General features: G+C 29.5%; 20 protein-coding genes. All 20 read right to left on the reverse strand.

What is annotated here, in order from left to right; all coding sequences use genetic code 11:
- Positions 1-40: 40 nt before the first annotated feature.
- The 20 genes from Q0997_RS08155 to Q0997_RS08250 all read right to left on the reverse strand — a co-directional run bounded on the left by Q0997_RS08155 (position 41) and on the right by Q0997_RS08250 (position 25,829).
- Positions 41-1,450 (reverse strand): carbohydrate-binding protein, encoded by a 1,410-nt coding sequence (locus Q0997_RS08155; RefSeq protein WP_299887210.1) that lies wholly within the window; start codon positions 1,448-1,450, stop codon positions 41-43.
- 13 nt (positions 1,451-1,463) lie between these two features.
- Positions 1,464-4,598, reverse strand: a complete 3,135-nt coding sequence (locus Q0997_RS08160) for a glycosidase (RefSeq protein ID WP_299887213.1) — start codon at positions 4,596-4,598, stop codon at positions 1,464-1,466.
- Between the two features lie 266 nt (positions 4,599-4,864).
- A complete protein-coding gene (locus tag Q0997_RS08165; RefSeq protein ID WP_299887216.1) occupies positions 4,865-7,690 on the reverse strand; it encodes a triple tyrosine motif-containing protein in 2,826 nt (941 codons plus the stop codon).
- Between the two features lie 60 nt (positions 7,691-7,750).
- Positions 7,751-9,046: a phenylacetate--CoA ligase family protein gene (locus Q0997_RS08170; protein WP_299887218.1), complete on the reverse strand. Its 1,296-nt coding sequence runs from the start codon at positions 9,044-9,046 to the stop codon at positions 7,751-7,753.
- Entirely contained in the window at positions 9,046-10,710 is a 1,665-nt protein-coding gene (locus tag Q0997_RS08175; protein WP_299887221.1) for a C45 family peptidase, read from the reverse strand. Before Q0997_RS08175 ends, Q0997_RS08170 begins: the two co-directional genes overlap by 1 nt.
- Complete coding sequence (locus Q0997_RS08180; protein ID WP_299887224.1) at positions 10,710-11,579, reverse strand: cupin-like domain-containing protein; 870 nt, start codon at positions 11,577-11,579, stop codon at positions 10,710-10,712. The genes Q0997_RS08175 and Q0997_RS08180 overlap by 1 nt, the downstream gene beginning before the upstream one ends.
- A gap of 11 nt (positions 11,580-11,590) precedes the next feature.
- Positions 11,591-13,153 carry an NAD(P)/FAD-dependent oxidoreductase gene (locus tag Q0997_RS08185; protein ID WP_299887227.1) on the reverse strand — a complete coding sequence of 521 codons (1,563 nt, stop codon included), beginning with the start codon at positions 13,151-13,153 and terminating at the stop codon, positions 11,591-11,593.
- Between the two features lie 11 nt (positions 13,154-13,164).
- Entirely contained in the window at positions 13,165-16,842 is a 3,678-nt protein-coding gene (locus Q0997_RS08190; RefSeq protein ID WP_299887230.1) for an MMPL family transporter, read from the reverse strand.
- The gene (locus Q0997_RS08195) at positions 16,835-18,031 is read right to left on the reverse strand and encodes a DUF2062 domain-containing protein (RefSeq protein ID WP_299887233.1); all 1,197 of its coding nucleotides are present in this window, start codon (positions 18,029-18,031) and stop codon (positions 16,835-16,837) included. Before Q0997_RS08195 ends, Q0997_RS08190 begins: the two co-directional genes overlap by 8 nt.
- Positions 18,032-18,086: 55 nt before the next feature.
- Positions 18,087-18,575: a hypothetical protein gene (locus tag Q0997_RS08200; RefSeq protein WP_299887236.1), complete on the reverse strand. Its 489-nt coding sequence runs from the start codon at positions 18,573-18,575 to the stop codon at positions 18,087-18,089.
- Between the two features lie 12 nt (positions 18,576-18,587).
- A complete protein-coding gene (locus tag Q0997_RS08205; protein WP_299887239.1) occupies positions 18,588-18,953 on the reverse strand; it encodes a 3-hydroxyacyl-ACP dehydratase in 366 nt (121 codons plus the stop codon).
- Position 18,954: 1 nt separating this feature from the next.
- Positions 18,955-19,566 (reverse strand): porin family protein, encoded by a 612-nt coding sequence (locus Q0997_RS08210; protein WP_299887242.1) that lies wholly within the window; start codon positions 19,564-19,566, stop codon positions 18,955-18,957.
- A gap of 1 nt (position 19,567) precedes the next feature.
- Entirely contained in the window at positions 19,568-20,176 is a 609-nt protein-coding gene (locus Q0997_RS08215) for a hypothetical protein (RefSeq protein WP_299887245.1), read from the reverse strand.
- Positions 20,157-20,774: an outer membrane lipoprotein carrier protein LolA gene (locus Q0997_RS08220; RefSeq protein WP_299887248.1), complete on the reverse strand. Its 618-nt coding sequence runs from the start codon at positions 20,772-20,774 to the stop codon at positions 20,157-20,159. The genes Q0997_RS08215 and Q0997_RS08220 overlap by 20 nt, the downstream gene beginning before the upstream one ends.
- Positions 20,767-21,540, reverse strand: a complete 774-nt coding sequence (locus Q0997_RS08225; RefSeq protein WP_299887251.1) for a polysaccharide deacetylase family protein — start codon at positions 21,538-21,540, stop codon at positions 20,767-20,769. The genes Q0997_RS08220 and Q0997_RS08225 overlap by 8 nt, the downstream gene beginning before the upstream one ends.
- Positions 21,534-22,598, reverse strand: a complete 1,065-nt coding sequence (locus Q0997_RS08230) for a beta-ketoacyl synthase N-terminal-like domain-containing protein (protein ID WP_299887254.1) — start codon at positions 22,596-22,598, stop codon at positions 21,534-21,536. The genes Q0997_RS08225 and Q0997_RS08230 overlap by 7 nt, the downstream gene beginning before the upstream one ends.
- Positions 22,598-23,800: a beta-ketoacyl synthase gene (locus tag Q0997_RS08235; RefSeq protein WP_299887256.1), complete on the reverse strand. Its 1,203-nt coding sequence runs from the start codon at positions 23,798-23,800 to the stop codon at positions 22,598-22,600. Before Q0997_RS08235 ends, Q0997_RS08230 begins: the two co-directional genes overlap by 1 nt.
- A gap of 87 nt (positions 23,801-23,887) precedes the next feature.
- Positions 23,888-24,145: a phosphopantetheine-binding protein gene (locus tag Q0997_RS08240; protein ID WP_299887260.1), complete on the reverse strand. Its 258-nt coding sequence runs from the start codon at positions 24,143-24,145 to the stop codon at positions 23,888-23,890.
- Between the two features lies 1 nt (position 24,146).
- On the reverse strand, positions 24,147-24,764 hold the full coding sequence (locus tag Q0997_RS08245; RefSeq protein ID WP_299887263.1) for a 3-oxoacyl-ACP synthase: 618 nt from the start codon (positions 24,762-24,764) through the stop codon (positions 24,147-24,149).
- A gap of 3 nt (positions 24,765-24,767) precedes the next feature.
- Positions 24,768-25,829: a methyltransferase gene (locus Q0997_RS08250; RefSeq protein ID WP_299887266.1), complete on the reverse strand. Its 1,062-nt coding sequence runs from the start codon at positions 25,827-25,829 to the stop codon at positions 24,768-24,770.
- Between the last annotated feature and the right edge of the window lie 2 nt (positions 25,830-25,831).

The following is a 25,831-nucleotide window of genomic DNA, read 5'->3' on the forward strand; positions in this document are numbered from 1 at the left end:
TACTCATCATAATATATTTTGAATTTTGTTTAGGTTAGGCTTATTCTTTATAGTAATACACGTTATCAACATAAATGTTAGAAATTGTAGCATCAGAAATAAAGAATATTAACCCTAGTTCGTTTCTAACGGATAAACCATTAAAATCAGCTAACGGAATATCTAAACTGATCCATTCTTCAGATTGAAACTGAGAACCATCAATTGTAATGTCTCCAGAAGTTTCTACACCTCCTACGTTATTGATTAATTGCAACCTTATAAAGTCTCCTGCTTGTATAGCTTCTCTAACATTTATATCTACATGAAAATGCGTCATTTCGTTTGCGTTTATTGGAGACACGTCTACAAACGTACCAATACCTACAAAATTTAAATCGGTATAATTAATGACTCTATCGCCATTAACAAAAATATCATCTTGCCCTTGAGTAGTTTGAAAAGGTGCGAAATAGCCATTATAGTAGTCTACTGGTACATCATTATAAGCATTAGAGAATATAGAAATTACATCGGCTGGATCTCTTGCTGGTGGAATTGGTGCTGATTCAAATTCTCCTAACACCTCAAAAGTCACTGCTCCTGTTGCTTGAACTCCAGCCATAGTGGCTGTTATTACTGACATACCATTTGAGATCATTTCAATTCTACCAAAATCTTCTACCGCTACTACACTAGGATCTGATGAGCTCCAGTCGAAATAACTTAGCGCCGGAATAACCGTTTGATTTACACCTGAAGGTAAATTGAATATTACTGAGCGGTTTCCTACAACAGTATTAGTTCCTATAAAAGCTTGCACAGTTCTATCTTCACCAATTGAAGGTACTGGAGTTCCTAGAGTTCCTAATTTTTCAAATTTTAAATCGTCAATCCAAAACGTATACCCCAATCCACCTGTTTCTTGGGTTCCAGCAGAATACCAAAACATACCTCTTTCTTCTATAAGTTTAGAAGGATCTGGTATTGGAATAATGTATTTAGTCCAGCTTGTACTTAAACTTGTATTTTGAATAGTAGTCTGATATTTATTTTCTTCAAAGTCTGTACCAAAACCTAGTTCGCCAATAGTAACACCTTGAGAAGCTTTAGCCCAAAAGGTTAATGCATCATATCCTGTTAAATCTCGACCAGATCCATCTATTCTAAATATCGCACCAGCATAACTACCTTCAGGGTCGTCTGCATTAGGTACATCAAAACGCATGGATACTTGACTTTCATAACCTTCACTTTCATCCACAGACCAAGCTGTTGCCTTGGATCCAGAGAAAGGAAAGTAGAAATCGGTTCCTAAACCAATAGGAGCTTCTATAAATATTTCAGAAGTTTTAGCAAAGTCTGCAAACTCTGCTTCTTCAGACAAATCTCTATCACAGCTAATAGTCACAAGAAAAACTAGTGCTAAAAGACATGTCATTTTTGAATACATCAATTTTATATTTTTCATTTTTACTAGTTTTTTATTTTCCAATGTTGATATGTATATATGTTCTTATTTCCCATTCATTTCCATTATCAAACCCTACTGGGCTTAAGACAGGTTCTGGAGGGAATGTGTTTGCTGGAATTGCATTAGGAGCGTAACGTGGTGAAAATTCATCTAAAGTTCTCCAAGTACCACGTATACCTATTTGCGTACTTGGTAAAATAAACCAATCTGGTTTGCCAAGAGATGTTGATATATCTAGCATAAATTGGGTTGGGTATGTTAAATTAAAATCTCTGTGATAATCAAAAGGTCCCCAATCATTAAACTTTGCTTGATAGGTTACCTTCATTTTTTTATAAATCATCCTAATATCACCACCAAAACGTTCAACCAGTCTATCATCGCTACCATTAGCTTGTGCATTTCCTCCATAAAGATTAGCTATAATGCCTAAATCTGGACTCATTTTAGATACTATTCTAGAGTGTGCTTCCCATAAATCTTTAGCAGGAGCAGCGTTTGGAAATGCAAAAGCAGTACGATTAGCTAAAAATCCAATAGCAGCATCTTGAGCGGTTTTGTGATGCCTGAAAACAAACCCCAAATTCATAGCAAATTTTGCATCTTCTGCTCTATCATTGTCCCATTCATACATCCAAGTTCCTGGTGTTGGATCGTAAGTAAGTAGTAATTCACCTGCAGTTGTTTCTCTATTTGCTCTTACTGCAAAAGGATCATCTTGTATATTTCTTAATCTTCCTGGGCCGCTCACATCATTTGGCATTGCATCTACTAGTGGTTTTTGCCATAAAAAGTTTGGTGCAATTTGAAAATCACCAAAACTATATGTAAATCCAGAAAGAAAATTAGTTTGATTACCACTTCCTGAGTCTTTAAGTTTCCAACCCGTGTAAGTTTGTGTTTGATCGGCACCTCCGTTAGCAACTAAACCTTGATATGCTCCTTGAGCATACCAATTAAAAACACCTTTTTGATAAGTTATTTTTGCTTTTGCTCCCCAATTATCTTTAGAATTAATTTTATCTGTATAAATAATATAATTTCCTGGTTCTCCTTCTGCTACTTGAAATTCTCTACCATTTAATGGTTGACCTCCCCAAATACCTCCTACTTCAACGCCAAAATGTCCAAAATCTCTCTCAATATGTATAGTAGCTCTTCTTGTTTTTGGTAAAGGCACTGCTATTGAAGTTACTGCTTGACCTACATCATCGATATCTTCATGATAAACACCTGTAATATCATATTTACCAATTTTCTTAGAATATTTAAAAAGTACAGCTGGATTTGCTCCCCACCATAACTGTGGCCCAAATGCAAATTTTAAGCCTTTAAGAGCTCTTTTTGCATCTACCTCAATTCCTAAAATCTCACCATTATATATATCTAAATTTGGTCCGTAATTTGCTTCTGGATATAACCCGAAAAAATCTCCTTCATATGCCCAATGATAATGTCCAGTTCTATAAAAACCTCTTAAATCAAAATCTTTCGCGTTCCATTCAAATTCTGCATTATAAACTTGTACTCTATTATTATCTGCTAAATTAACATTACCATTATCTGTATTAACCTCTTGAGATCTTCCTCTATTTTCATAAAATATTTCATCTATAGGATTAGCTGCAACATTACCCAAAACATTAAAGTTTACATTAGCTCTCATATTAGCCGACGGCTTTCCTTCCACCCCAATAAAATAGGATTGCATATGATCAAAGCCTAATTCATTAGGAAACACAGGATTATCTGGATCTGCATCATCTGGTGTAGTTAATAAGCTACCTCCAGTATTGAATGTTGTAAATTCTGCTCTTAATTGGCTTATCCCTATTTTTTTATCTCCACCCATTGCAGCTTTGTCTCCTCTAGCTCTTAAAACACCATCCATTAGATTGATATTTGAAAAATAATTAGTGACAAATTCTAATGTAACCTCATTTTCATAAGGATTTAAGCTATGCGCTTCTTTTAATGAATAATAAGCTGCACGAGGATATAAAGTATATAATCCTCTACCATTAGTTGGTCCTTTAGCACAAATACCAAACCACTCTTCATTCATATTATTACTTCCATTTTCTGTATCTAAATAATAACCACCATTAGACCAAGAAGCACCATTATCATGAACATCTAAGTTTTTTGTTTGCCCCAATTTCCACCAACCATCACTAAATTGAAAAGTAAAACCTCCTATTGAATTTCCTGATTTTCCTAAACCAGCAGCGTTTTCATAAATTTCTTTCCAATTTTCGACCATAAAAAATGATTGCATTTTTTGATCTTCTGCATTATTTAGAGCATTAAAAGCATCTGCGCCAAACTCAGTAAACATAATTGGTTTATTTAATTCCTTCTTAACTCTTTCAAAAGCATCACCAAATGATTTTCCACGATACATATTAGTTCCATATATATCTACATCTTTACATTCTTCTGCTACAATTTCTGCAAATAACAAATCTCCATTGCATATTGCTATTGGATGAGATGTGTCTATAGCTTTCATTTTTATTGCTGCATCATTCATGAGCTTATACATTGGTCTACCTCGCTTTTCCCCAACTTCTTTTTTCTTTTCTTCTTCATCTGGAAAATCTTCAGTTTCTGCTCCAGCCCAAAATAAACCGTAGTTATTTTCATTACCAAGTAAGAATAATAATAACCCAGGCGTATTATTATAAGTTTCTGCCATTTTAGTAACTTCAGACATTAGCAATTCTTTAGTTGCCGTATCTCTATAATCTGTAACTGGAGTCCATGTGCCATTAATTGTTAACCCATATCTCCCAAACGAATGATTAAGCATTGTACGGATACCATAGTTTTCATATATATATTGAATCCACTTAGGTTGTATGCCTACATAAACACGAATGGTATTAACTCCCATATTTTTTAGTAAACTCATCTCAGCATCAAGTGCTGCTTTGATAAGATCGTCTGATTGTTTCCATAAGCTATATGAATAATTAGTACCTATTGGAACATAATCCCAGTTCATACCATTAATCATATAGTCTTCTCCATTAACTGTAAGCTTCATTCCATCGCTATTTTTCTTAACAGTTACTTTGTCTGCTTGAGCAGATACTGAGACTATGAATAAGAAAAATATTAATCCTAGAAATTTTTTTTTCATTACATTATCTTTTTTAATTGGTCAGTAATAATTACGGATTCTGTGTAGTGTAAATTTATTATTAAAGAATATTAATTTGACAAAATACACCTCAACAAAAAACATACATATTAATATTTAGCATCAAAAAATGAGAAATACTCAATAATATTGGCTATTTATTGATTAAAAATATGTTTAACAAATATAAAAAAACATTAAACAATACTATTGTTTAATATAAATGTTGTGGTAATGTATGGTTGTTTTATACTATTGTAGCACTCCTATAATTCAATGATGTAGTTAGTTAAACTAGATTCATGAGGTAAATTGATCTTTTTACGTAAACGATATCGTTTTACTTCTACACTTCTTGGAGAGATATTAAGTAAAGGAGCTATTTCTTTTGAAGATAAGTTTAGCCTGAGATAAGCACATAATCTTAAGTCATTTGGAGTAAGTGATGGATGGATTGCTTTTATTTTCTTTAGAAAATCTTTATCGGCATTATTAAATGCTTCTTGAAACAATTTCCAATCATCTGTATTGTTTAAGTTTTTGTCAATTATTTTAATAACGGGCTTAACATTACTCTCATTAATATTAATAAGTTCTCCTTTTACGCTATTTAAAAACTCATTTTTCTTTATTAGACTCATAGTTGAAATAGCGAGCTCTCTATTTTTACTTTCTATATCTTTAGTTAAACTCTCATTTTTAAAACGCATAGATTGTTCTTGATTAACTAGCTCTTTCAATTCCAATTCTTTATTTTTTTGTTCTAATAATTGTTGTCGTTGTTTTCTATAATAACTTTTATAGATATTATGCATCATTAGAGAAAACAAAACGAGCCCAATAAAATAAAAGACGATAGCTATATTTGATAAATACCATGGTCTATTAATACTAAATGAGTATGAAGCTACATTTTGTGTTATATTATTATTTATTCTGCCTCGCACATTAAATGTATAATCACCAAAGGGTAGATTTTCAAATAATTCTTCTGCATTTGAAGACCACTCACTCCATTCATCATAAATACCTTCAAGCTGATATTGATATTCTGCTTTTAAATATTTATTATACTCAAGAATACTATACGAAATCTCAAGACTATTCTCTTTATTATCAAATTCCCCTTTAACAGACTTATTAATAGCTTTATCCACATTATTACTATTATGCTTATCTGTAACAATTATAGTATTAATATTTGTTTTGTATTCTTTATCAAACGGTTTCTCTAAGTTTATTAAAATGTAACCAAAAGTTGTTCCTAATAAATATTGTTGATCGTCTATTGATAAAATATTTTCATAACTGGTAACACTTTTACGTAATTCGTATGGTAAGGGAATGCTATTAACTTCTGGCTTATTACTAAGCTTACCTGGGGAAATAAAACTAATTTCATTGTTAGAAAAACCCCATAATCTATTAGCCTTAGGTTCTGCTATTAATCTACCAGAGATAAAAGATCTGGAATTATATAAATTCATCAATAGCGTATCTTTTACAAATTTATTCTCTAAAACATTATATCTAAATATTCCATCTTTATACGCATAGAGTATATTATCATTATGTTTTGACAGACTTGACTTCAACCCTTTACTAATTGGAACTACGTTAATATCTGTTACTTTAGAAAACTCTTTATTTAAACTTATTTTAAGAACTCCTTTATATTCATGATTTAATAAAATTTCATTCTTGTTTAAAAACTCAAAAAACCTAGAAGATATATCAAAGCCATCAATTTTATATCCAAAACTCCATTCATTATCTTCTTTTTTTAAGATGTTTAGTCCTTTATAGTTACCTTGTAATAACATATTTGGCTGCCCTTTAATAGGCTTAATATTCCAAGCTCCTTCTACATTAGAAATCTTTTTAGCTTTTTTATTTTTTATAATAAAGGTTCCTGAATTATGCCCGCAAAATAATGTATCATCAAACTCTAATAAACTCCATACTTGTCCATGAGTTCCTTTAACAAAAGAAAACTTTTCGGCACTACCTATTGTCTTATAAAATAGACCTTGGTTTGTTCCTAAATACAAAATATCATTATAAATTGCTGCAGTATATACAGCACCTAATTCTCCATTAAAATCTTTAAAGACTTTAAAATGGGAATACATATTTAAACAACTTATTCCATTGTCTAATCCTAGCCATATATTATCTTCTTGGTCTTCAAACAGTGAAAGAATTGTATTATTAATTAAACCATTTCTTTGATCTATTCTATATTTAACAAATCCTTCTTTATCTAGTATAATTATTCCTTTAGATATTGTCCCTAATGCTAGACTCCCATCATTGAGTTCGATGCTATTATAAACACTTAATGTCTTTAGCTCATTATTTACTTTAGCATTCCAAGGCTTTAAAACATTATTTTTTAATGTATAAAACCCATCTTCTTGAGTTTCTATTAGTAACGCATCATTCTTTTTTATAATATTTATTACAATATTTTCTTTAATTACTGGATCATTAGTAACTAAAATATCATCACCGTTTTCAATTTTAAAAATACCATTATCTATTCTTTGAAAATAAATACTGTCTCCAACCATATACATTTTAGTTATATTGGTTTTAGATTCAATTATATTGAAAGACTCTTCTTTTAAATTATAAATATAAATTCTATTGAGTGATTGAAATAATATCCAATCTTCTAAAGCAATAATGTCCCAAAATTGTTCATCATCTATTAAAGGCGTTTTAAGTTTTTTAGATAATGAAGTATAATCTAAGATTCCAAGTTCATTTTCTTTCCAATAGCCAAACTCCATATAAAAACCAGAATACACATAACCGTTAATAGCATTTACAGATCGCATGATAGTTTCGTTTGGCGAAGAATATAAATGCCAACGTTCACCATCATATTTTAAAAGCCCTGCATTATTAGCTACATATATAGCATTATTTTCGTCCTGAGAAATATCCCAATTTTGATTTTCACCACCATACTGTTGTGGTGTATAAACATTTATAGGTGGCAACTCTTGAGCAAAAATCTGAGCACAGAAAGACACAAAAATGAATAACAGTATAGCTTTACAAGGTATATTAGATGTAATTTTCATAATTGTATATTATATGCAATATACAATTTTGTATGGTAAGTGTATTGTTGTATCTTAATATCACTTACTAGGTCTTTTATCTACAACCATAACTGGTTTCCTAGACATCTTAGGAAATTGAATTTTTTGTATTTCTGTTTTATCACAAAATTCAATTTTAGGAGACACTCGCAATTTCGCTCTAAAGTGATCTTTTATTCTTCTTAATAAAACCTCTGATGGTTCTTTAGTGGCAATTTTAATTAGTATTTCGTCTGTACCAATAGTATTATGAGAAATCTCAATAACATATGTACTAACGTCATCAAAATCGTTAAGAATATTATTCATTGCTGGTGGATATAAAGTAGTTCCTTTATACTTTATCATTTGTTTTTTTCTTCCAACAACTGGTCCTAATCGCATAGTATTTCTTCCGCAATCACACGCTTCTATGTGAGCTTTAACCATGTCTCCTGTTTTAAAACGCAATAGAGGCATCCCTTCTACTCCCAAAGTCGTAATTGTTAATTCTCCATCTTCACCTTGTTTAACTGGCAAATTATTATCATCAAGAATTTCGGCAATTATTAATTCTGGATGATGATGGCCTCCAACTTTATGTTCACATTCTGTAAATGCTGTGTTCATTTCTGTAGACGCATATGTAGAATACAAATTAATATCCCAACTTGCTTTTATTTTTTTAGCCAAAGGGTTTAACGAAAAATCCTGTTCTCTAATTGGCTCTCCAATACAAATAGCACCTTTTATTCCTGATGCATTGATGTCGATATCATTCTTTTTAGCAAATGCGATAAGTTTCAATAAGAATGAAGGCACAACAATAAGGTAAGTTGGTTTAAATTTTAAAATAGAATCCCATTGTAGTTCAGGAATTCCTGCACCTACTCTAATAATCCCCGCTCCTAATTGTCTTGCTCCTAAAAAATAAGCTAATCCAGCCATAAATCGTCTATCTATGGTAGTCATTAATTGTAAAACATCATCATTTGTAACACCTGCACAAGCAAAAGAAATAGCTTCGTTATATGCCAAACGATCTAAATCTTTATCTGTTAAAGCAAAAGTTACTGGATCGCCTAAAGTTCCAGACGTGGTAACATAATCAACAATTTCTCTTTTATTAACACAAAGAAATTCGTCATTATGCAATTGCAATTGATCTTTAGTTGTTACAGGAATTTGCGTTAAATCTTCAAGAGTGTTTATTGTATTCAAATCAATATTATGATCTAAAAATAGACGCTTGTAATAAGGAGATTTCTTGTTTAGATATGTTAATAATGATTTAAGCTTTTCTTCTTGAAAAGTTTTAATCTCTTGACTAGATGCTTTTTCTATTTCAGGAATCATTAGTTTAATTTCCTATTAATTTTTTTAATATAATCGTCTAATGCCTCTTCATCTGGCACTGTCGTTATTTCTTTTGTTTTTGCTTTTTCAAAAGCATTTAATGCTGCTTTATAATATCCTTTTTGATAATAATACTTCCCTACCAAAAAATAAGCTTGCCAATAGTCTGGATTGGTTTTTATAACATCTTTAAGTAAACTTGGAATTACAGTAGTTTCATTACCTATTGCTTTTTCTAATTTTCGACTTAGTACTCTAAAGTCTTCGTAATTTTTATAAGCTTGAGTATATTGAAAATTATCTTTTTCTATATTAAGTTCAGGTTTTGACAAATGTAATTTATCTGAATCATTAAAAACATCATTAAGATTAAAAGCTACAAATTCACCTAATTGATATGGGTTTGAAGATATCCAAACTAATCGCTCTGAAGGCTTAAATACAATGCCGTGATGCGCTAATAATTGATTTAAAGCTTTTTCATTACCATAGCCTATTTCTTTTTCTTCTAATCCTTTTTTATTTCTTAAAATTGAAACCGCCCGATCTACAGTTAACTTAGGCGTATCGTTTAACAACTCTTCCATGCGTTTATAACGGTATTGAGAATGACTTTCGGCTTTGTGCTTAATATTATTCTTATCATTTGCATACGCTTCACTTTGAAAGTGATTAGAGCATATTAATTGATTTTCATTAGGACTAACATAGACTCCAAAATTTTTAGGAGAGACTTCTATTGTAATGGCTTTATTATCTATAGCACTACCAACAAATATTGATTCCGAAACAAAGACTTTTCTTTTTTTAGCTATCTCTATAGCTTCATCTATAGTCTTAGCATATTGTAAAATCTCTCTAGTAACAATAGATATAGGCGTTTTAGCAACCAATGGGATCTTAGATTTCCCTGCATTTATTGTTACTGTTAAACCGTGCTCATTCATTCCTGAAACAACTCCAATCATTCCTCCCCATGTTACAGACATAAATTTATAGCCTTCTTTTGGCTTTACAAAAGCAATAATTTTGTCTCTTGCAAAATCATCTCCTGCATAGAAATCAAAATTTCTACCAATTATTAAATTCCCGTCTTCTGTTTTATTCCCCCAAGCTGCAAAAGAGGAACAACCTACTAAAGCCAAATCTTGTAATGCATGGCCAATATCATGAGCACTATGTAAGTATAATATTCTTAAATAATTTTCTGCAATATGGTTGTAATCATCTGCTGCATATTTAGATAAACCATAAATTTCGGTTTTATATTCTTGAGGAATGTTTAAATACATTTTTCGGTTATACCATGCTAATAGTTTTCTTAAAAACCATTGTTTGGTTTTTGATGGTACTAATTCATTTACTTTACTTAAAAAAGCATGTTCTTGTTTTTTAAATAAGTCTTCTGTTAATACTCCTGTTACTAAGCCTATTTGGTATGGATTTCCTTCTACATATAATTCCCATTGCCCTTGCGCGTTTTTAGATAATGTATTATTACCTGAAATAAATGTAGAATCATTTATAATATTACGTTTAGCAACTGTGCTATCATAAGCACTAACATTTGGAATATCATGTAATGATTTTGAAACACCACATGAAGACAATACCACAAAAAGTAGTATTAAGAGACAACAACTAGCATTTCTATTCTTGAGCATTAATTTTTTATAGATTTATTTGTTTTCTTTATAGCTAATGTTTCTTTATAATCAATCCATTTTTGACCTCTCATTTTACGCATAACATTTTCAAAATGCCTCATAAAAGCCACATTATATAGCATACGCAATGCCGTTTTAGGCTTTTTAGTAAAAGCTCTCAAAGTCATAGAAAAACTGCCATTAAGATATTCTATATAATGCCAATAGCCACTAGGCATATATAGTGCTTCTCCATGATTCATTTCTGTATAAAATCCTTCTACCTTTTTTAACGCAGGGTATTTTTCAAAATCTGGATTAGCCATATCTATACTTTCTAAATTATGAACAGCATAAGGTATTTTATACAAATATTTTGTTTGGTCTGGAGAAAATAGTGTTACACTTTTTTTTCCATGAAAATGGAAATGCATTAAATCTGCTAAATCCATATCATAATGAGCTAAAACTTTAGAATCTTTACTTCCAAAAAACATAACTGGTAATCGTTTAAAGAACTTTAGACCAATATCTGGGTAAGTAAAATCTTTAGCTAAAATTGGCATTTTCTTCATTAAGTCAAAGAAAAAAATTCTTAACTCAGTAGGTCCAGCTTTTATTAACTCTATATATTCGTAGAGTTTCATATGCTCTACTGGTTCTGCAGATTTCTGGGTTCCCTTTGTTGGTTTACTATTATACAATGGAACAACTTGATCACCAGCTAACGATTGAATATAATCTAAATTCCACTTTGTTTTAGCTGGCCAATCATTGGTTAAATTTTCAATTAAAACAGGTTTTTGCTTTTTATAGTAGTTTTTTATAAAATCTTCTTTTGAGATAGATTTTACACGCTCAATTGTTTTTAATTTAAATTCCCCCATATAAATTATAATTAGCTCATTTCTACCTTTTCGTAATTTAATATTTTATCTATTAAATATTCTTTATCTATGATTTCCGCACAAGTAATAACAGCGCTAATAGTAACACCTAAAATACCATGCATATTAATGCTTTGTCCTGTAAAGAATAGGTTCTTAACTTTCGTTTTTGGGGATAAATGGGAGTACAATGGTTTTCCCGCATCTTTTGCATATCCATACATTGCTCCTCTATGACTGCCTATATAATCGCGATATGATAATGGTGTAGATGTATAAACCTCTTCAATACACTCACGTATGTTTGGAAATTTCTTTTCAATTTCTACTATAAATTTTTCTGCCTTTTCTGATTTAAACTCATCATATGTTTGCCCGCGATCGTTTTTATGAGCTACCGTATTAAATGTATCTTCCCATTGCTCAACTTCATCATAATGCATATAAGTCATAGCCGTTAAATTATCGCCATAACCATTATGATTTTTATTAATCCCCATAGATAACATATAACCTTCTGGCCAGCTTTCTTGGGTATAATCTTGAGCGGCCCATATTCTATTATGGTCTTTAAAATGGTAATAATTTTTATTTTGATATTTAAAAGAGTCTTTCTTTAAAACCAAATATAAACTAAAAGGCGCAATAGTAGTTTCTATTTTTTCTACACGACTAACATATGGTTTTTTAAATCGCTTTTCTCCTACCATTTTTAGAGTCGTTTTCGGTTCAATATTAGATATAAATAAATTGCCAAAAAATTCGTCTCCTTTTTTAGTTTTTACTGAAGCTATTTTTCCTTCATCATTGAATGTAAAATCTACAACTTCTTGATGTTTATAGATTTCTCCTCCATACTTTTTAAGTTTTTTGACTAGTAATTTAGTCATCTGGCTTCCACCGTTAATACATCTAAAAGAACTTTCTATATAGGAGTTTATGGCTAATGCGTGTACATAAAATGGAGTTTTATACTCGTCACCGGCATACAATGTATTTGTACCACCAAGTACCGCTCTTAGTTTTGCATTATCTGTAATATCTTCTAAATACTGTTTAATAGGCAGTTCGAAAGCATCTTTATCTCCAAAATATGCTTCTCCTTTTTTTAATGAATATAACGGAAACTTATTACATATCTCTTGCACTTTAGCACAATATATTCTAATCGCATTTTCTTCTTCAGGAAAATCTTTAATTAAAGCTTTTATGAAATTATCGTACCCCATTGCATGTTTATATTCCTTTTCATCATCATCAAAAGTGATAATATCAAAACCGTCATCATCCAATTTATGTAATGGTAAATCTTCCATTATTTCAATGTAGTTGAAATAATGATATAAGTTTTGCCCAGGTTCTAAACCTCCAATATAGTGTACTCCAGTATCGAAAATAGTTTTATTTCGTACAAAGGTTTGTAAGTTACCTCCATATTGATTATTCTTTTCTAATACACATACACTAAGTCCTTCTTTCGCTAAAATTATAGCAGATACAAAACCTCCTAAACCACTTCCAACTATAACGACATCGTAAACTTTTTTTCCGTCTTTATTTAATTTATGTTCCAATAAAAATTGTTTTAATTTTTAAAAATCATCAGGTTATCTTTTTCATCTTCAAGAATAAAACCTAATTTTTTTATAGCACTAGCATATAAAGTTCGACTTTCTTTTATTAATATAAAAATAGATATCGATTTTGACATTCTTTTTATCTCGTCATCAGTTATATATTCTGAGTTTAGAATTACCACTTCTGATGCTTTTTCTTCTAATTCTGTTATACTATCAACAATAGAAATTTTATAATGATTATTCGTTATAAAACTATTTTTTATTATAGCTGCTACCTCTTTATTCTCTATATAAGTAGTAATCTCGCGATCTGGTCTATCTATGGTCAACAAAAAATCTAATTGTCCAGAATCTTTAGAAACATGAATTATTTTAGCTTTATCTGGTATAGCATTTAATATAGCTTTATAAGTAGAAGCGTTACTTTTTAAATCTTCTTTTACTTTAGAATATAAAGTATCACCTTTATAACTATAATCTTCAAGAACTACCTGATGAAAATATTCATCATATTCTATTTCGTTTCTTAGTACATCAAATTCAGATCTAAAATGCGCTCCAATTTTTCTTGCTCTTTCTGAATAGTTTTTACCAAATGTTTTATCCTCAGGAGAAATTCTATCTAAAATTTTAAGTGTTATGCTTCCGTTTTTAATAACAAAACTTCCTTTAGGTAACACTTCTGAATTACCATGGATAAGTACTGGAATGATATCCAGATTAAATTGTTCTGCTAAATAAAAGGCGCCTTTATGAAAACGTTTTATCTTGTTTGTATTAGATCGTGTTCCTTCTGGAAAAGCAATTAAACTATAGCCTTGATCTATTTTCTTTTGTAAATGGGAGACACTGTTTTCAATACCACTAGAAACTGGATAAAAACCAGCTAATTTAACAGCTTTTCCAAAAATTGGTGAATTATAAACCCAATCATTTACTAAAAAAATAAGCTTTGGATATAACATTCCAACTGCCAAAATATCTAAAAAAGAAGTGTGATTGGCTATTATAAAAGCTTGCTTTTTAAAGGTTTCTTTATTTGGATTAACTATTTTTTTATCTACAAACCAATTAGTGTATAAAACCGACTTTTTAAAAGAAGATAATATCTTATGAAACCATTTCATCTTAGTTTCTTCTTTTAAAGGAATCAATTTAACCAACACAACACTTAACACAGAAAGTAATGCACCACCAATACCAAAATACCCAAACGATATTACAGAATGTATTAATAAACGTAATGTTATTGGTCTTTTATTTTTACTTCCAATAAAAAGCTTAAATAATAATGGTTGTATTGTAAATGCAATAATTAAAGCAGATAAAATACCCACAATAGATACTAAAGCAATAGAATGTAATGCCGGATGTTTAGCAAAAATTAAGACACCAACACCCAATATTGTAGTAATTACAGATAATATAATAGAAATTTTATGTGTTGGTAATGCTTTTTCTCCTGTGTGATATTCATGAAGTAAACCGTTAGTAATAAATATGCAATAGTCTACACCCAAGCCAAAAATAAAAGTCGAAATAATTATATTAAAAATATTAAACTTAATATCTAATAACCCCATTAAACCAATAGTAATAAACCAAGTCAATGCAATTGGAATACTTGTCACTAAGGTTAATGACATACTCTTATAATACAGAAACAATAATGCCAAAACGACAATCAATGAGTATAGTACTAATTTATTAAAGTCGTTTTTAAGATTACCTAAAAAGGTCTCATTCATTTGTTGGCGATCTATAACAACAGTTTCTGGATTATTTTCAAAGACTGAAACAACTTCTTTAAGTTGGCTTTCTTTTACTTTTACTAATGTAGTAACTGTTGTAAAATCTGCTTTAGATGTAATATAATCCTCAGCTGAGACCATTTTTAACTCTTTATAATCTTCTATAGATAATGGTATAAATTCTGAATCTAAAAAGTTATAAAATTGATTAAATGTTTTTGGTTTAAAACCATGAATATTCCCACTTGTTATTAGGTTTTCTTTAGCTGTTTTTTTTCTAACTAAAGTCCAAAACTGTTGCCAATCTTCAATTTTCTTTTTCTGAAATTCTTCAGACTTAACCAAAGTACCAATAGAACTAAACTCAATAATTTTATCTTCAGTTTTTAATTTTTTAAGTGTATTAAAAATAGTATCATTAACTTTAAAAGCAGTTTCGTTTGAGTCTCCAAAGGCAGCGATATAAAGTGATTTTGAAGATAAATTTGTAAGCGCATCTATATGTTTTTCTGCATTTACAAATTCTTCCGCTTGATAGTTTAATGTTGCTAGATCATTATTAAATTTTACTTTATTATAAGTAAATAAGCTTATTACAAATAGTGCAAAAACTACTATTATGAAGCCTTTATTTTTATGCAAACTATAAGATGCTATTCTATCAAGGATAGTTGTTTTAGAATTGTTTCTAGCTTTTTTAGAATACACTTGAGGTATAAATATTAAAGCAAATATTGATGCACTTATAACACTAACTGCAGCAAAAATTCCTAAATCTTGTAGTGCTTGAGATTGTAAAAATAATAAGCATAAAAAAGCTAATGCAGTTGTTAGACTGCTCATTAAAATAGGCTTTGCTATATCTTTATACAAAGACTCAATATTATTATTACTTCTAATATGTGTTAAAATGTGTAATGAATAGTCCAGTGTTACTCCCAATAAAACAGAACCAATACCTAAAGAAATAGCCGATACTTTTGTTCTTATTAAAAACAAAATAGACATAGCAACTAAACCTCCAAAAATAGTTGGAATAAACAATATAATTGGTACAGTGAGTTTTTTATAAAACAGAATTAAAATAATGAGTAAAACTGTAAGGGCAATACTTACTGTAAACTGTATGTCTTTTTTTATTTGATTAGCGTTAGCAACTGCTATTAAAGCGCCTCCAAAATATTCAAGTTCTACTTTATTAACATTATTCTTATTTAAATTCGTTTTTAAGTTATCTAGAATTTTTGCGAACACAGTATTCTTATCTGTTTCACTAGATTCATATTTAGGTGTAATAAATAACAGTAAGTTGTTATTATCCTTAGTAATTAAAAAACCATTATTTAATTTAAAATCATCTCCAAAACTTAATGTTTTTAAATGCTCTAATCCTAAAAAAGATAGCCCCAGAGGATCTTTTAAGATTGTTTTTTTTGCAATAATACCAGATGGAGATATTAATGTTTTGTAGTTATTATTTGTAATCGCTTGTATACTATCTGCTATTAATTTTTGCTCAATAATTTTATAATCTGAAGGCTCTAAAAATAGTGGTAAATTATTATACACAAAATCAATAGTATTAAGAGCATCTTCATCTTCAACTTGTCCTTGAATTTGCTTAACAAATGCTGATGCACTACTATTTACACTATCAATAAAAATAGAAGCTACTTGAGTTAAATCATTAGCAGTACCGCTACTTTGACGTTTAAAGTTTACAATAATTTTATCTGCAAAATTTACATTCTTTAGTACTTTTTGAAATTTTTCAGATTTAGAATTTGTAGGAATTAATTTGGTAATATCTTCTTCGAAAGTAATTTTAAAAGCTAGAAATACTAGACCAAAAACCAAGAGAAGTATAGCAAAAAGAGAAATGATTTTTTGCTTTCGTATTGTTTTATATATATTATAAAACACCTTATCCATTGTCTAAAGCAATCGTTTTTTTATTTAGGATATTTAAAATAATATAACCAATACCTCCAGAAATAACTGCGCAAATAATTGCTAAAGAAAAACTACCAATTAAGTAACTTTTTAAATGTGAAACCACTTCAAAATTATCAATCATTTCACTCATTGTTTGATTATTTTCTGCACCCGAGATAAACTGACCTAATTTAACACTAGCGTATAATATAAATGGAATAAATGGTGGTAAACTAACATTTGAAAATGCAAAAGCAATGGCTTTATTTAACCCAAGAGATACTGATAAGAATAAAACTAAAATAGTATGGAATCCCCAAAAAGGAGAAATACCAATAAAAACGCCTAAAGCTATCGATAATGCTTTTTTTATAGGGGAATCATTTTGCCCTATAAGATCTTCTACAAAGAAACGTTTAATGCCTTTTTTTTTTAATGCTCTAAAGAACTGTCTTGGCTTATAAAAAAATATGGCTAAAATCACAAAGTAAGTATTTAATATACTTATTCTAGTAAAATCTTTAAATGGTCTAAAATGTGAAACACGTTCATTTTTATCGTATAACACTTTTACTGGCACATTAAATACATTAACACCTTTCCAAGCTGCTTTTACGATTATTTCAATTTCGTATTCAAACTTATTAGTAATTAATTTTAATGCATTAACAGCTTTTAAATTATATAATCTATATCCAGATTGTGTGTCTGTTAACTTAATTCCTGTTTCAAACCAGTACCAGAAATTGGAAAATTTATGTCCAAAGCTACTTTTACCTGGAATATTTGCTTGCTCCATATTTCTTGCCCCAACAATAATGACATTATCATTTTCAGCATTTTCTAATCCAGTAATAAATTCGTGTAGGTCATCTGGGTAATGTTGCCCATCAGAATCTATAGTAATAGCATGTTTATATCCTAAACTTTCAGCTTTTTTAAAACCTTCTCGCAATGCATTACCTTTTCCTTTATTTTTTGGAATGTGCAACTGTTCAATGTCTGGGTAAGTCTTTAAAATATTTATAGTAGAATCTGTAGCACCATCATTAACGATAAGTAGATTATCTGTATAACTCAAAACACCATCAATGACACGTTTTAACGTATGCTCATTATTGTATGTTGGTATTAACACACATATATTAAGTGCTTTGAATTTTAGATTAATTAGCTTGTTTTCCACCTTGGTAGATTAATTTCTTAAGAAGTGTAAAATTAAGGTTTTTTTTATTGATTTGCTATTGCAGTTTTTTCTTTTCTTCTTCAGTAAAACCTTTAGATTTCATGATGTAATCTTTAATATGCGATTTAAGATGATTATCTCTAATCTGTTTAAATTGACTTAAAATAAAGTGTTTATCTTCAGCTATTTTACCTTTATATTTTAAAAGTTTTGGTGTATTTTCTTGAATGCTTAATCGTATAAAACGTGCTTCAATATTATTTGGCTCCTTTTTTATAGCAAATTCTAATAATTCTACACCTTTAATAAAACCAGTTTTTTTCTCTTTAATTGTTTTCTTTCCTTTAGCTAGCATTGCAATAGATGCTCCTTTATATGCTACAAAAACTGCTTTGTCTGTTTTTTTTACAGTACTTACTAATTTATAGAATGCTTCAACTTTAGTATTATCTTCTCCTGCCGCTCTATAAGCTGTACGTACTTCTTTTACATTTAAAGACTTAAATGCAAATATTGATACTATTAAAAGAAGAAAATATTTCATATTTATTACGTTTTATTTTACAATAAAATGTGTATTCAATTTTAATGCCACTGTATCTTCAAACTTAGTTACATTTTTCACTTTGTAACCATCTTCTACTTTAGAAACATTTAAAGTTAATTCTAAATCAGGCGTTTTTTCTGGGTTAATAATCGCCATAAATTTAATATTGCTGGATGTTTGCATAAACAGTTTTTCACTAACCACTTCCTCTGTTATTTCCTTGATTATTTGCATCATACAAACACCGGGAGTTACAGGGTTATTAGGAAAATGCCCATTAAATATATTATGATCTTTATTTATAGTAATATTTGCAGTTGTAGTATTATCAACTGTTTCGATAGTATTTACTTTATAGAAGTCTTGTAATTGCATATTAAAAATCGAATTTATAAGCTGCTCCTATTTGGAATACAGAGTTAGTATAATAATAATCAACATCATTATAAGTAGAAGAATCATATGTATCCTCTACATCAATAACACCTTGTTTATAACGCGCTTCAATGGCTAAGCCAAATGGAAACTCATAACCAATACCTCCAAAGAAAGATAAATCTATTGGTGTACTATTAAAATTAGTATCATTTACAATGATATCAATAGAAGGTCCAACAATAAAATGAAAACCATGGTCTTTAGCCATAACAAAAAATTTATTTGCAATTCCTAAAGATAAGTATTGTAGGTCTATATCTTCTTCAATTCTATTATTTGTAAAAAAAGGATCGTTTAGATTAATAGACAATGTTCTATTTACAGTTGCTCCTTGTTGAGAATAACCTGTTTCGATTTGTAGTTCATAGAAACGTGTGAAATCGAAATTTACAAATAGACCTCCATTAATTCCTGTTATAGATTCAGCATTATCTAAACCTTGTAATCTAGAATTATTTAATCCTAATTTCACACCTGGTCTAATTTTTATTTGAGCTATTGTAGATGATGAAACTACAAAAAAAGCTAAAAGCACTATTATTTTTTTCATTTTAATTGATTGATTTAAGATTGATTTTAAGTTTTATATTATTATGTTTTATTTCTATTTTTTTTGCAATATTATCACTAATTTCTGAAAACGTAAAGATGATTTTCTCTTTTCCTCCTTTTGCATTTATAATTTTATTTAAATACTCCTTTTTATAGTAATAATGTGGCTTCTTGTTTAAAATAGTTTTATAAACAGAGTTGTTATTAGTTGCATATTCTTCTATAGTATTTAAATTTTCAGTAATTAACACTCGAAAATCTTTTTCTAAAATATTGATTAATATTTTTCTATCTAAAGCTTCTAAAATTGAGTTTACCTTAAAATCGCTTTCTTTATATGAAAAATCGAACAGTTTATTACCCATTTCTGTAGTAAACACAATACGATGTTCTACTTTAGAAATCTTTTTTACTATAAAAAGACCTCCAAACGTATTATCATAGACTTCAATATTAGCTTTATACACATAGTCTTTATCTAAACTCGAAAAATAAGGATTTTGTATGACAGAGTTTTTAATGTCTACAGATTCTAAATTATACTTCTTGGTATAAGAACCACATGAAAACAATAAAATAAACGAAATACTAATGAGCAAATACCTCATTTGGAAGTGTTTTGTTTAGTACTTTATTACTAAAAACAATTTTTGTATAATCGTCTGAGGGTTCAATCATTTTCACTTCAACTACATCTCCTTTAGCATTAAAAGTTATATGAAATGATTTAATATATTTTGCCATTTTTTCTTCCTTTGGATTAAAATGAACTAAACTATTTTTTCCATCAACATAATATGTAATATTGAAAGCATTATCATCAAACATATCACCTTTAACACTTGCTATTATTAAACCATTAAGCTGTTTAAACATTTTGTTAGACCCAATATCTATTTTACTTTTATTCCCATTATCATTAATATAGAGTTTTTCTTCCTTAAAAACTATAGCATAAGAAAAAGGGTCTACATATTCCCATTTTACCAAATCTGGAGCTTTAAATGATAATTTCCCAGAGGTTTTTATATCATTATTTAAAAAATCCAAATGCTTGTATTGTATAAAATCACTAGTAATGGTTTGCGACGTTTTAGACAATGCTTTCACTTTAGATTGTAATGCTTTGGCATTAACAGGATCCATTTTTGTTTGTGCCTGTATAGCAAAAACAGATAAAAAGAAAATAAAAAACAGATTACGCATAGGCTTTAATATCTAAGAGTGTATCAATTGTAACAGACTCTATATTTCGTTCATGCAAAAATAGCAATAACTGTTCCAAAACCACTAATGTTTTTGTACTGCTATCGTGTAACAAAATAATATCTCCTTTTTGAAGTTTTCTAGTAATCTTTTGAATGATGAAATCTGCAGATAAAATAGAAGTGTCAAACGAACGATTATTCCAACCTATGCTTTGCATATTAAGTTTTTTTATCGCTCTACCTATTTGCGGGTTTGTAACTCCAAAAGCTGGACGATAGAGCTTCATTTCTAAACCACAGTTTTGTTTTACAATACTGTTTGTTTTACTTAATTCGGAAAGCACTTGTTTCGTACTAAAAAAACCAAATCCTTTAGCATGAGAATAGGTGTGATTACCTACTGTATGCCCTTGAGAAATAATAACATTAAATAGTTCTGGGTATTTTTCAATTTTATTACCAATGCAAAAAAAAGTTGCTTTAGCATTATATTTTTTAAGAAGTTCTAAAACCAGTGATGTATACTCTTCATTTGGTCCATCATCGAAAGTAATAGCTACTTGATTATTTTTTATATTCTTATTTGAGTTTAATGACTTTAAATGATAATTCCAATCAATATTAAAAGATCCTAGTGCAGTAATAATTAGCCAAAACACTAACCAAATTAAAAGCACATAAATAGGAAAACCATCAACAAAAAACAATATAGTACCGCCAATTAAAACGGTTAAAAAGAATATATCTATTTTCTTTTTTAGCATTGTTTCAATATTGTGAAACTATGGTTTTTTCCACGATATTGGTTGTATAATAATATAGTTTTAAACTTTGAAGTTTCTGTTATATTTAGTTTTACAGCTTCTGGCAGTATTTGAGATTTTATAATTCTAGCACCTAACCATAAACCAAATGATGACGCTGTATTAAATTCACCACTTATATGTTTGTAATATATTTGCTGAATATCTTTAAAGGTTTTGGACGTTAATTTATTGTAATATCCATCGAAATTAACATCTCCATTATTTCCTAAAATAATAGCATCAATAGAAGATGCCTCAATATTGTTTTCTTCTAAGAATCGTATTGCTTCTTCATTTACAGATTCTTCATCTAAAGTATTATAAGTATTTAAAGCAACAACTTCTGCATAAGATGACTCTTGCTTTTCATTTTTTAAAACAAAAAAACCAGCGCCTTCTCCAAATACACAACCCTGGGTTTTACTTTCTAGTAATGCATTAGAATTTATATTTTCTGATTTAATATGGTTTACCAACTTATGAATAGCTACAGTATGATCTCCAAGTTCATCTACGCCTCCAACCAAAATAGCTTTGGCTTCGTCTAATTCTAACTGCATTTTTGCATCTAACAAAGCCGATTCAAACGAAATACCAGAATGTACATAAGTAAAATTATAACCTTTACAACCTAACTCTAAAGCTATTTGACCGCCAACTGTATTATGTGTTGATTGTATAAAAGCTGTTGGCGTTAAAAATTGCTCATCATTATCTATAATTGCGCTTACAAATTTTTCAGAATCTCGAACGCATCCCATTCCCGTTCCTGTTATAATCGCATCTACATTTTCTAAACCAGATTCTTTTAAAGCCAATTTTGAAGCAACTACTCCCATTTTTATTCCTTTTGCCATACGGCGAGCTGCAGCTGGCGGAATAAAATCTTTATAAACAGGGTTTACCACATTAATAACATTTGCATCATACTCAATTAATTCTTCTAAAAACTGAGTGTTATCAAATGTTTTTTGAGGAGTAATAGCGCAAACGCTGTTGATATATACTTTTTTCATTAGGCTTCTTTAGAAAAAATAACAGTTGAACAATTGCCTCCAAATCCAAAAGAATTAGACATAATAACATCTAAATGCTTTTCCTTTAAGGTTAATTGAGGCGTTATATTAAATTCCTTCATCTGTGTTTTAAAATTCAGATTAGGATAAATAATATTGTTTTGCAATGCTAAAACAGAATATACTGCTTCAATTCCGCCAGCAGCTGCTAAAGTATGCCCTGTGTATGCTTTAGTAGAACTAAAATCTGGCACATTATCTCCAAAAACTCTTATAATTGCTCTACCTTCAGATAAATCATTGTTGCCCGTAGCTGTACCATGAGCATTAATATAATCTATATCTTTTGGTTCTAAACCCGCAACTTTTAATGCTTTTTCCATAGCTAGAGTTGCTCCATCTCCATGATCTGAAGATGCTGTTTGATGATGTGCATCATTTGCATTAGCGTAACCTTTGACATAAGCTAATACAGTTTTATTTTCTGCTTTTACGACAGCATCAGATTCTAAAACTAAAAATGCTGCAGCTTCTCCTAAATTTAACCCTTTACGGTTTTCATCAAAAGGCGTATTATACGTATCAGATAAAATCATCAAGGTTTTAAAACCATTGATAGTGAATTTAGACATACAATCTGTTCCACCAACTACCACTCGATCTAATTGTCCAGATTTAATTAATCTAGCACCAAACATAATGGCGTTTGCAGCAGATGAACATGCAGTACTTATAGTAGTAACTAAAGATTTTTCTATACCTAGTTGCTCAGCAATTTTCTGAGAAGAATCTCCAGCATGATGACCATCTATATATTTTCTTGGTTCCGCTTCTGTTAAATAGTTGTAGTAATGTGTTTCAGTTCTATCCATACCTCCAACACTAGTTGCAGATATTAAGCCTGTTTTGTACTTATTAATATTAGTAATTCCTGCATCTGCAATAGCTTGTTTAGCTGCTACTGCTCCTAAAAATGCAGTTCTTGAGTAATTATTATCTTTTGCAAGTCCTAACTTCTTTTCAAAAGCTTCGTTAGTAATATCAATCTCACCAACCATAATAACATCTTTGTGAATAGTATCAATTTTTTCAACTCTAGTGATACCTTTTTTACCATCTATAAGCGATTGATAGTTTTCTGCTACATTGTTCCCAATGGCAGAAATTATTCCCATTCCAGTTATTGCTACTCCTTTACTCATAATATATTCCTGCAAAAACAGGAATCTTATTTTAATATTATCTCTTCAAACTCAATTAACGAAGAGGCACCTATTTTCACAGGGATTTTACTTACTTCTATTCTCTGCAATATAAGCAGCCATAGTATCAATAGATTCAAAAATAGCACGACCTTCCTTTGGGTCTGCTAGTTTAATCCCATAGTTTTTATCTAACATTACTATTAATTCTAATGCATCAATAGAATCTAAGCCTAAACCATCACCAAAAAGAATATCATCATTTGCAATATCATCTGCAGTCATATCTTCCAAGTTTAATTGCTCGATAATGTTTTCTTTTAATTCTAATTTTAAAGCGTCCATATTATAATTTGTATAGTTTGTCAATATTTTGTTTTGTATGTTCTATTTTGCCTTTAGTTGAAACTAAATACAAAAAAGCATCGTAATTATCACCATCTAACTCTACCCAACCACAAAGCACTTCTTTAGCTTTATTAGTTTCTAATAGACTATTAGAATAGATTGATAAATGTTCTGCATTTAAGCTGTCAAAGATAAAAAAACTATTCTCAGAATACAGCTTATATTTTATACTTATCTCACCAATACATATATTTGGAAGTGTGTATACAAAAACTGCTGGACTTGGATAGTAGTTTTCTTTATCTTGAATTGCCTTTTGGTGTTTTCTATCTGTATCTAAGCTTGATGCTTTATTAGATAAAACTACTGCTATATCTTGTTCTATTTCAGGATTTAAGTTTTCATTTTTAAGTAAAACATCTGCTGCTATAAAAGCTAGTTTACTTAATCTATCCATTTTAAAAAACTTAGGATATTTAGTGTCTAACGATTTATAAGCTGCTTTTATAAATTCTATAAAATCTTTAGTTTCTCTTTCAAATACTTCTACAGTATTAAGACTAATTTTGCTATTCTTAATACGACAATGAGATTTTATGTAAAAACTATTATCCATTATCTAGTTTTTATTAAACACAAACATTGTATGGTATTCTCCAACTGCAATATCTTCTTTAATTAGTAATCCTGCTTCAGCTGCGATATCTTTAAATTCGGTTGCTTTATACATCTTAGAATTACCATTAGCAAGTGCTGTAAAGTATATTGATGTTGCTTCAAGAATAAATTTAGCATTATCAAACTTTTGTCTGTCTGTAAATGTTTCTACTATTATTAATTCTGAATTTTCATCCATAGAACCAACACAAGTTTTAAGTACTTTTAGAATTTCACTTTTAGAAAAGCAATCTAAAAATTGACACATCCAAATTGTTTCTGCTCCTTTAGGAATTTGTGGATTTTCTGAAAGCCAATTAATTTCATGACTGTTTACTCTATCTTGAAAGCCTTTATTTTTGACATTTGTAATTGCTTTATTTAATTGTCCTGGAAGGTCAATCATAGTCATCTTTACTTGATCGTTATAATTACAAGCTTGAATCGTGAATTTTCCAGTATTAGCCCCAATATCAAAAATTGACTTTCGTTCTTTTTTAAAAAGAATATCTAATGCTTCTTTAAATATATCATCAGAATAATGATGATCAAAATCAAACCAAGATTTCTGAGCTTCTGGCTCTAACTGAGATAAACCTTCATAAATAGTTTCCCACTGACCAAGCTCTTTTAAACCTTCAGGTTTACCAGTTTTTACAGCCTCCACTAAATGAAATAAGCCTTTATAACAAACTTCGTTAGTAAAGTTAATATTTACATTTACTGTTTCATTATAGGCTAAAAAATAACCTGTAGTAGTTAATTGAAATTTATCATCTTCATGTATTGAAACAACATTAGAACTTTCTGCTATTTCTAACAAAACGCCTATTCCATATTCACTAATTGATAACTTTTCTGACAATTCTTTTAAAGAAATACCTCCTTTTTTTCTGCGCTCAAAGATAAGATCAAGTACTCCTAACTTTCTTAATGCAACTGTGGCTTGAAAAACAAAAGGTGCGAATGCAATTTTCTGGGCTTCTTGTATAGCATCTATTGCTTTTACTGTAGTATCTGACATAT

This window comes from uncultured Lacinutrix sp., from assembly GCF_947500325.1.
Lineage (GTDB): Bacteria > Bacteroidota > Bacteroidia > Flavobacteriales > Flavobacteriaceae > Lacinutrix.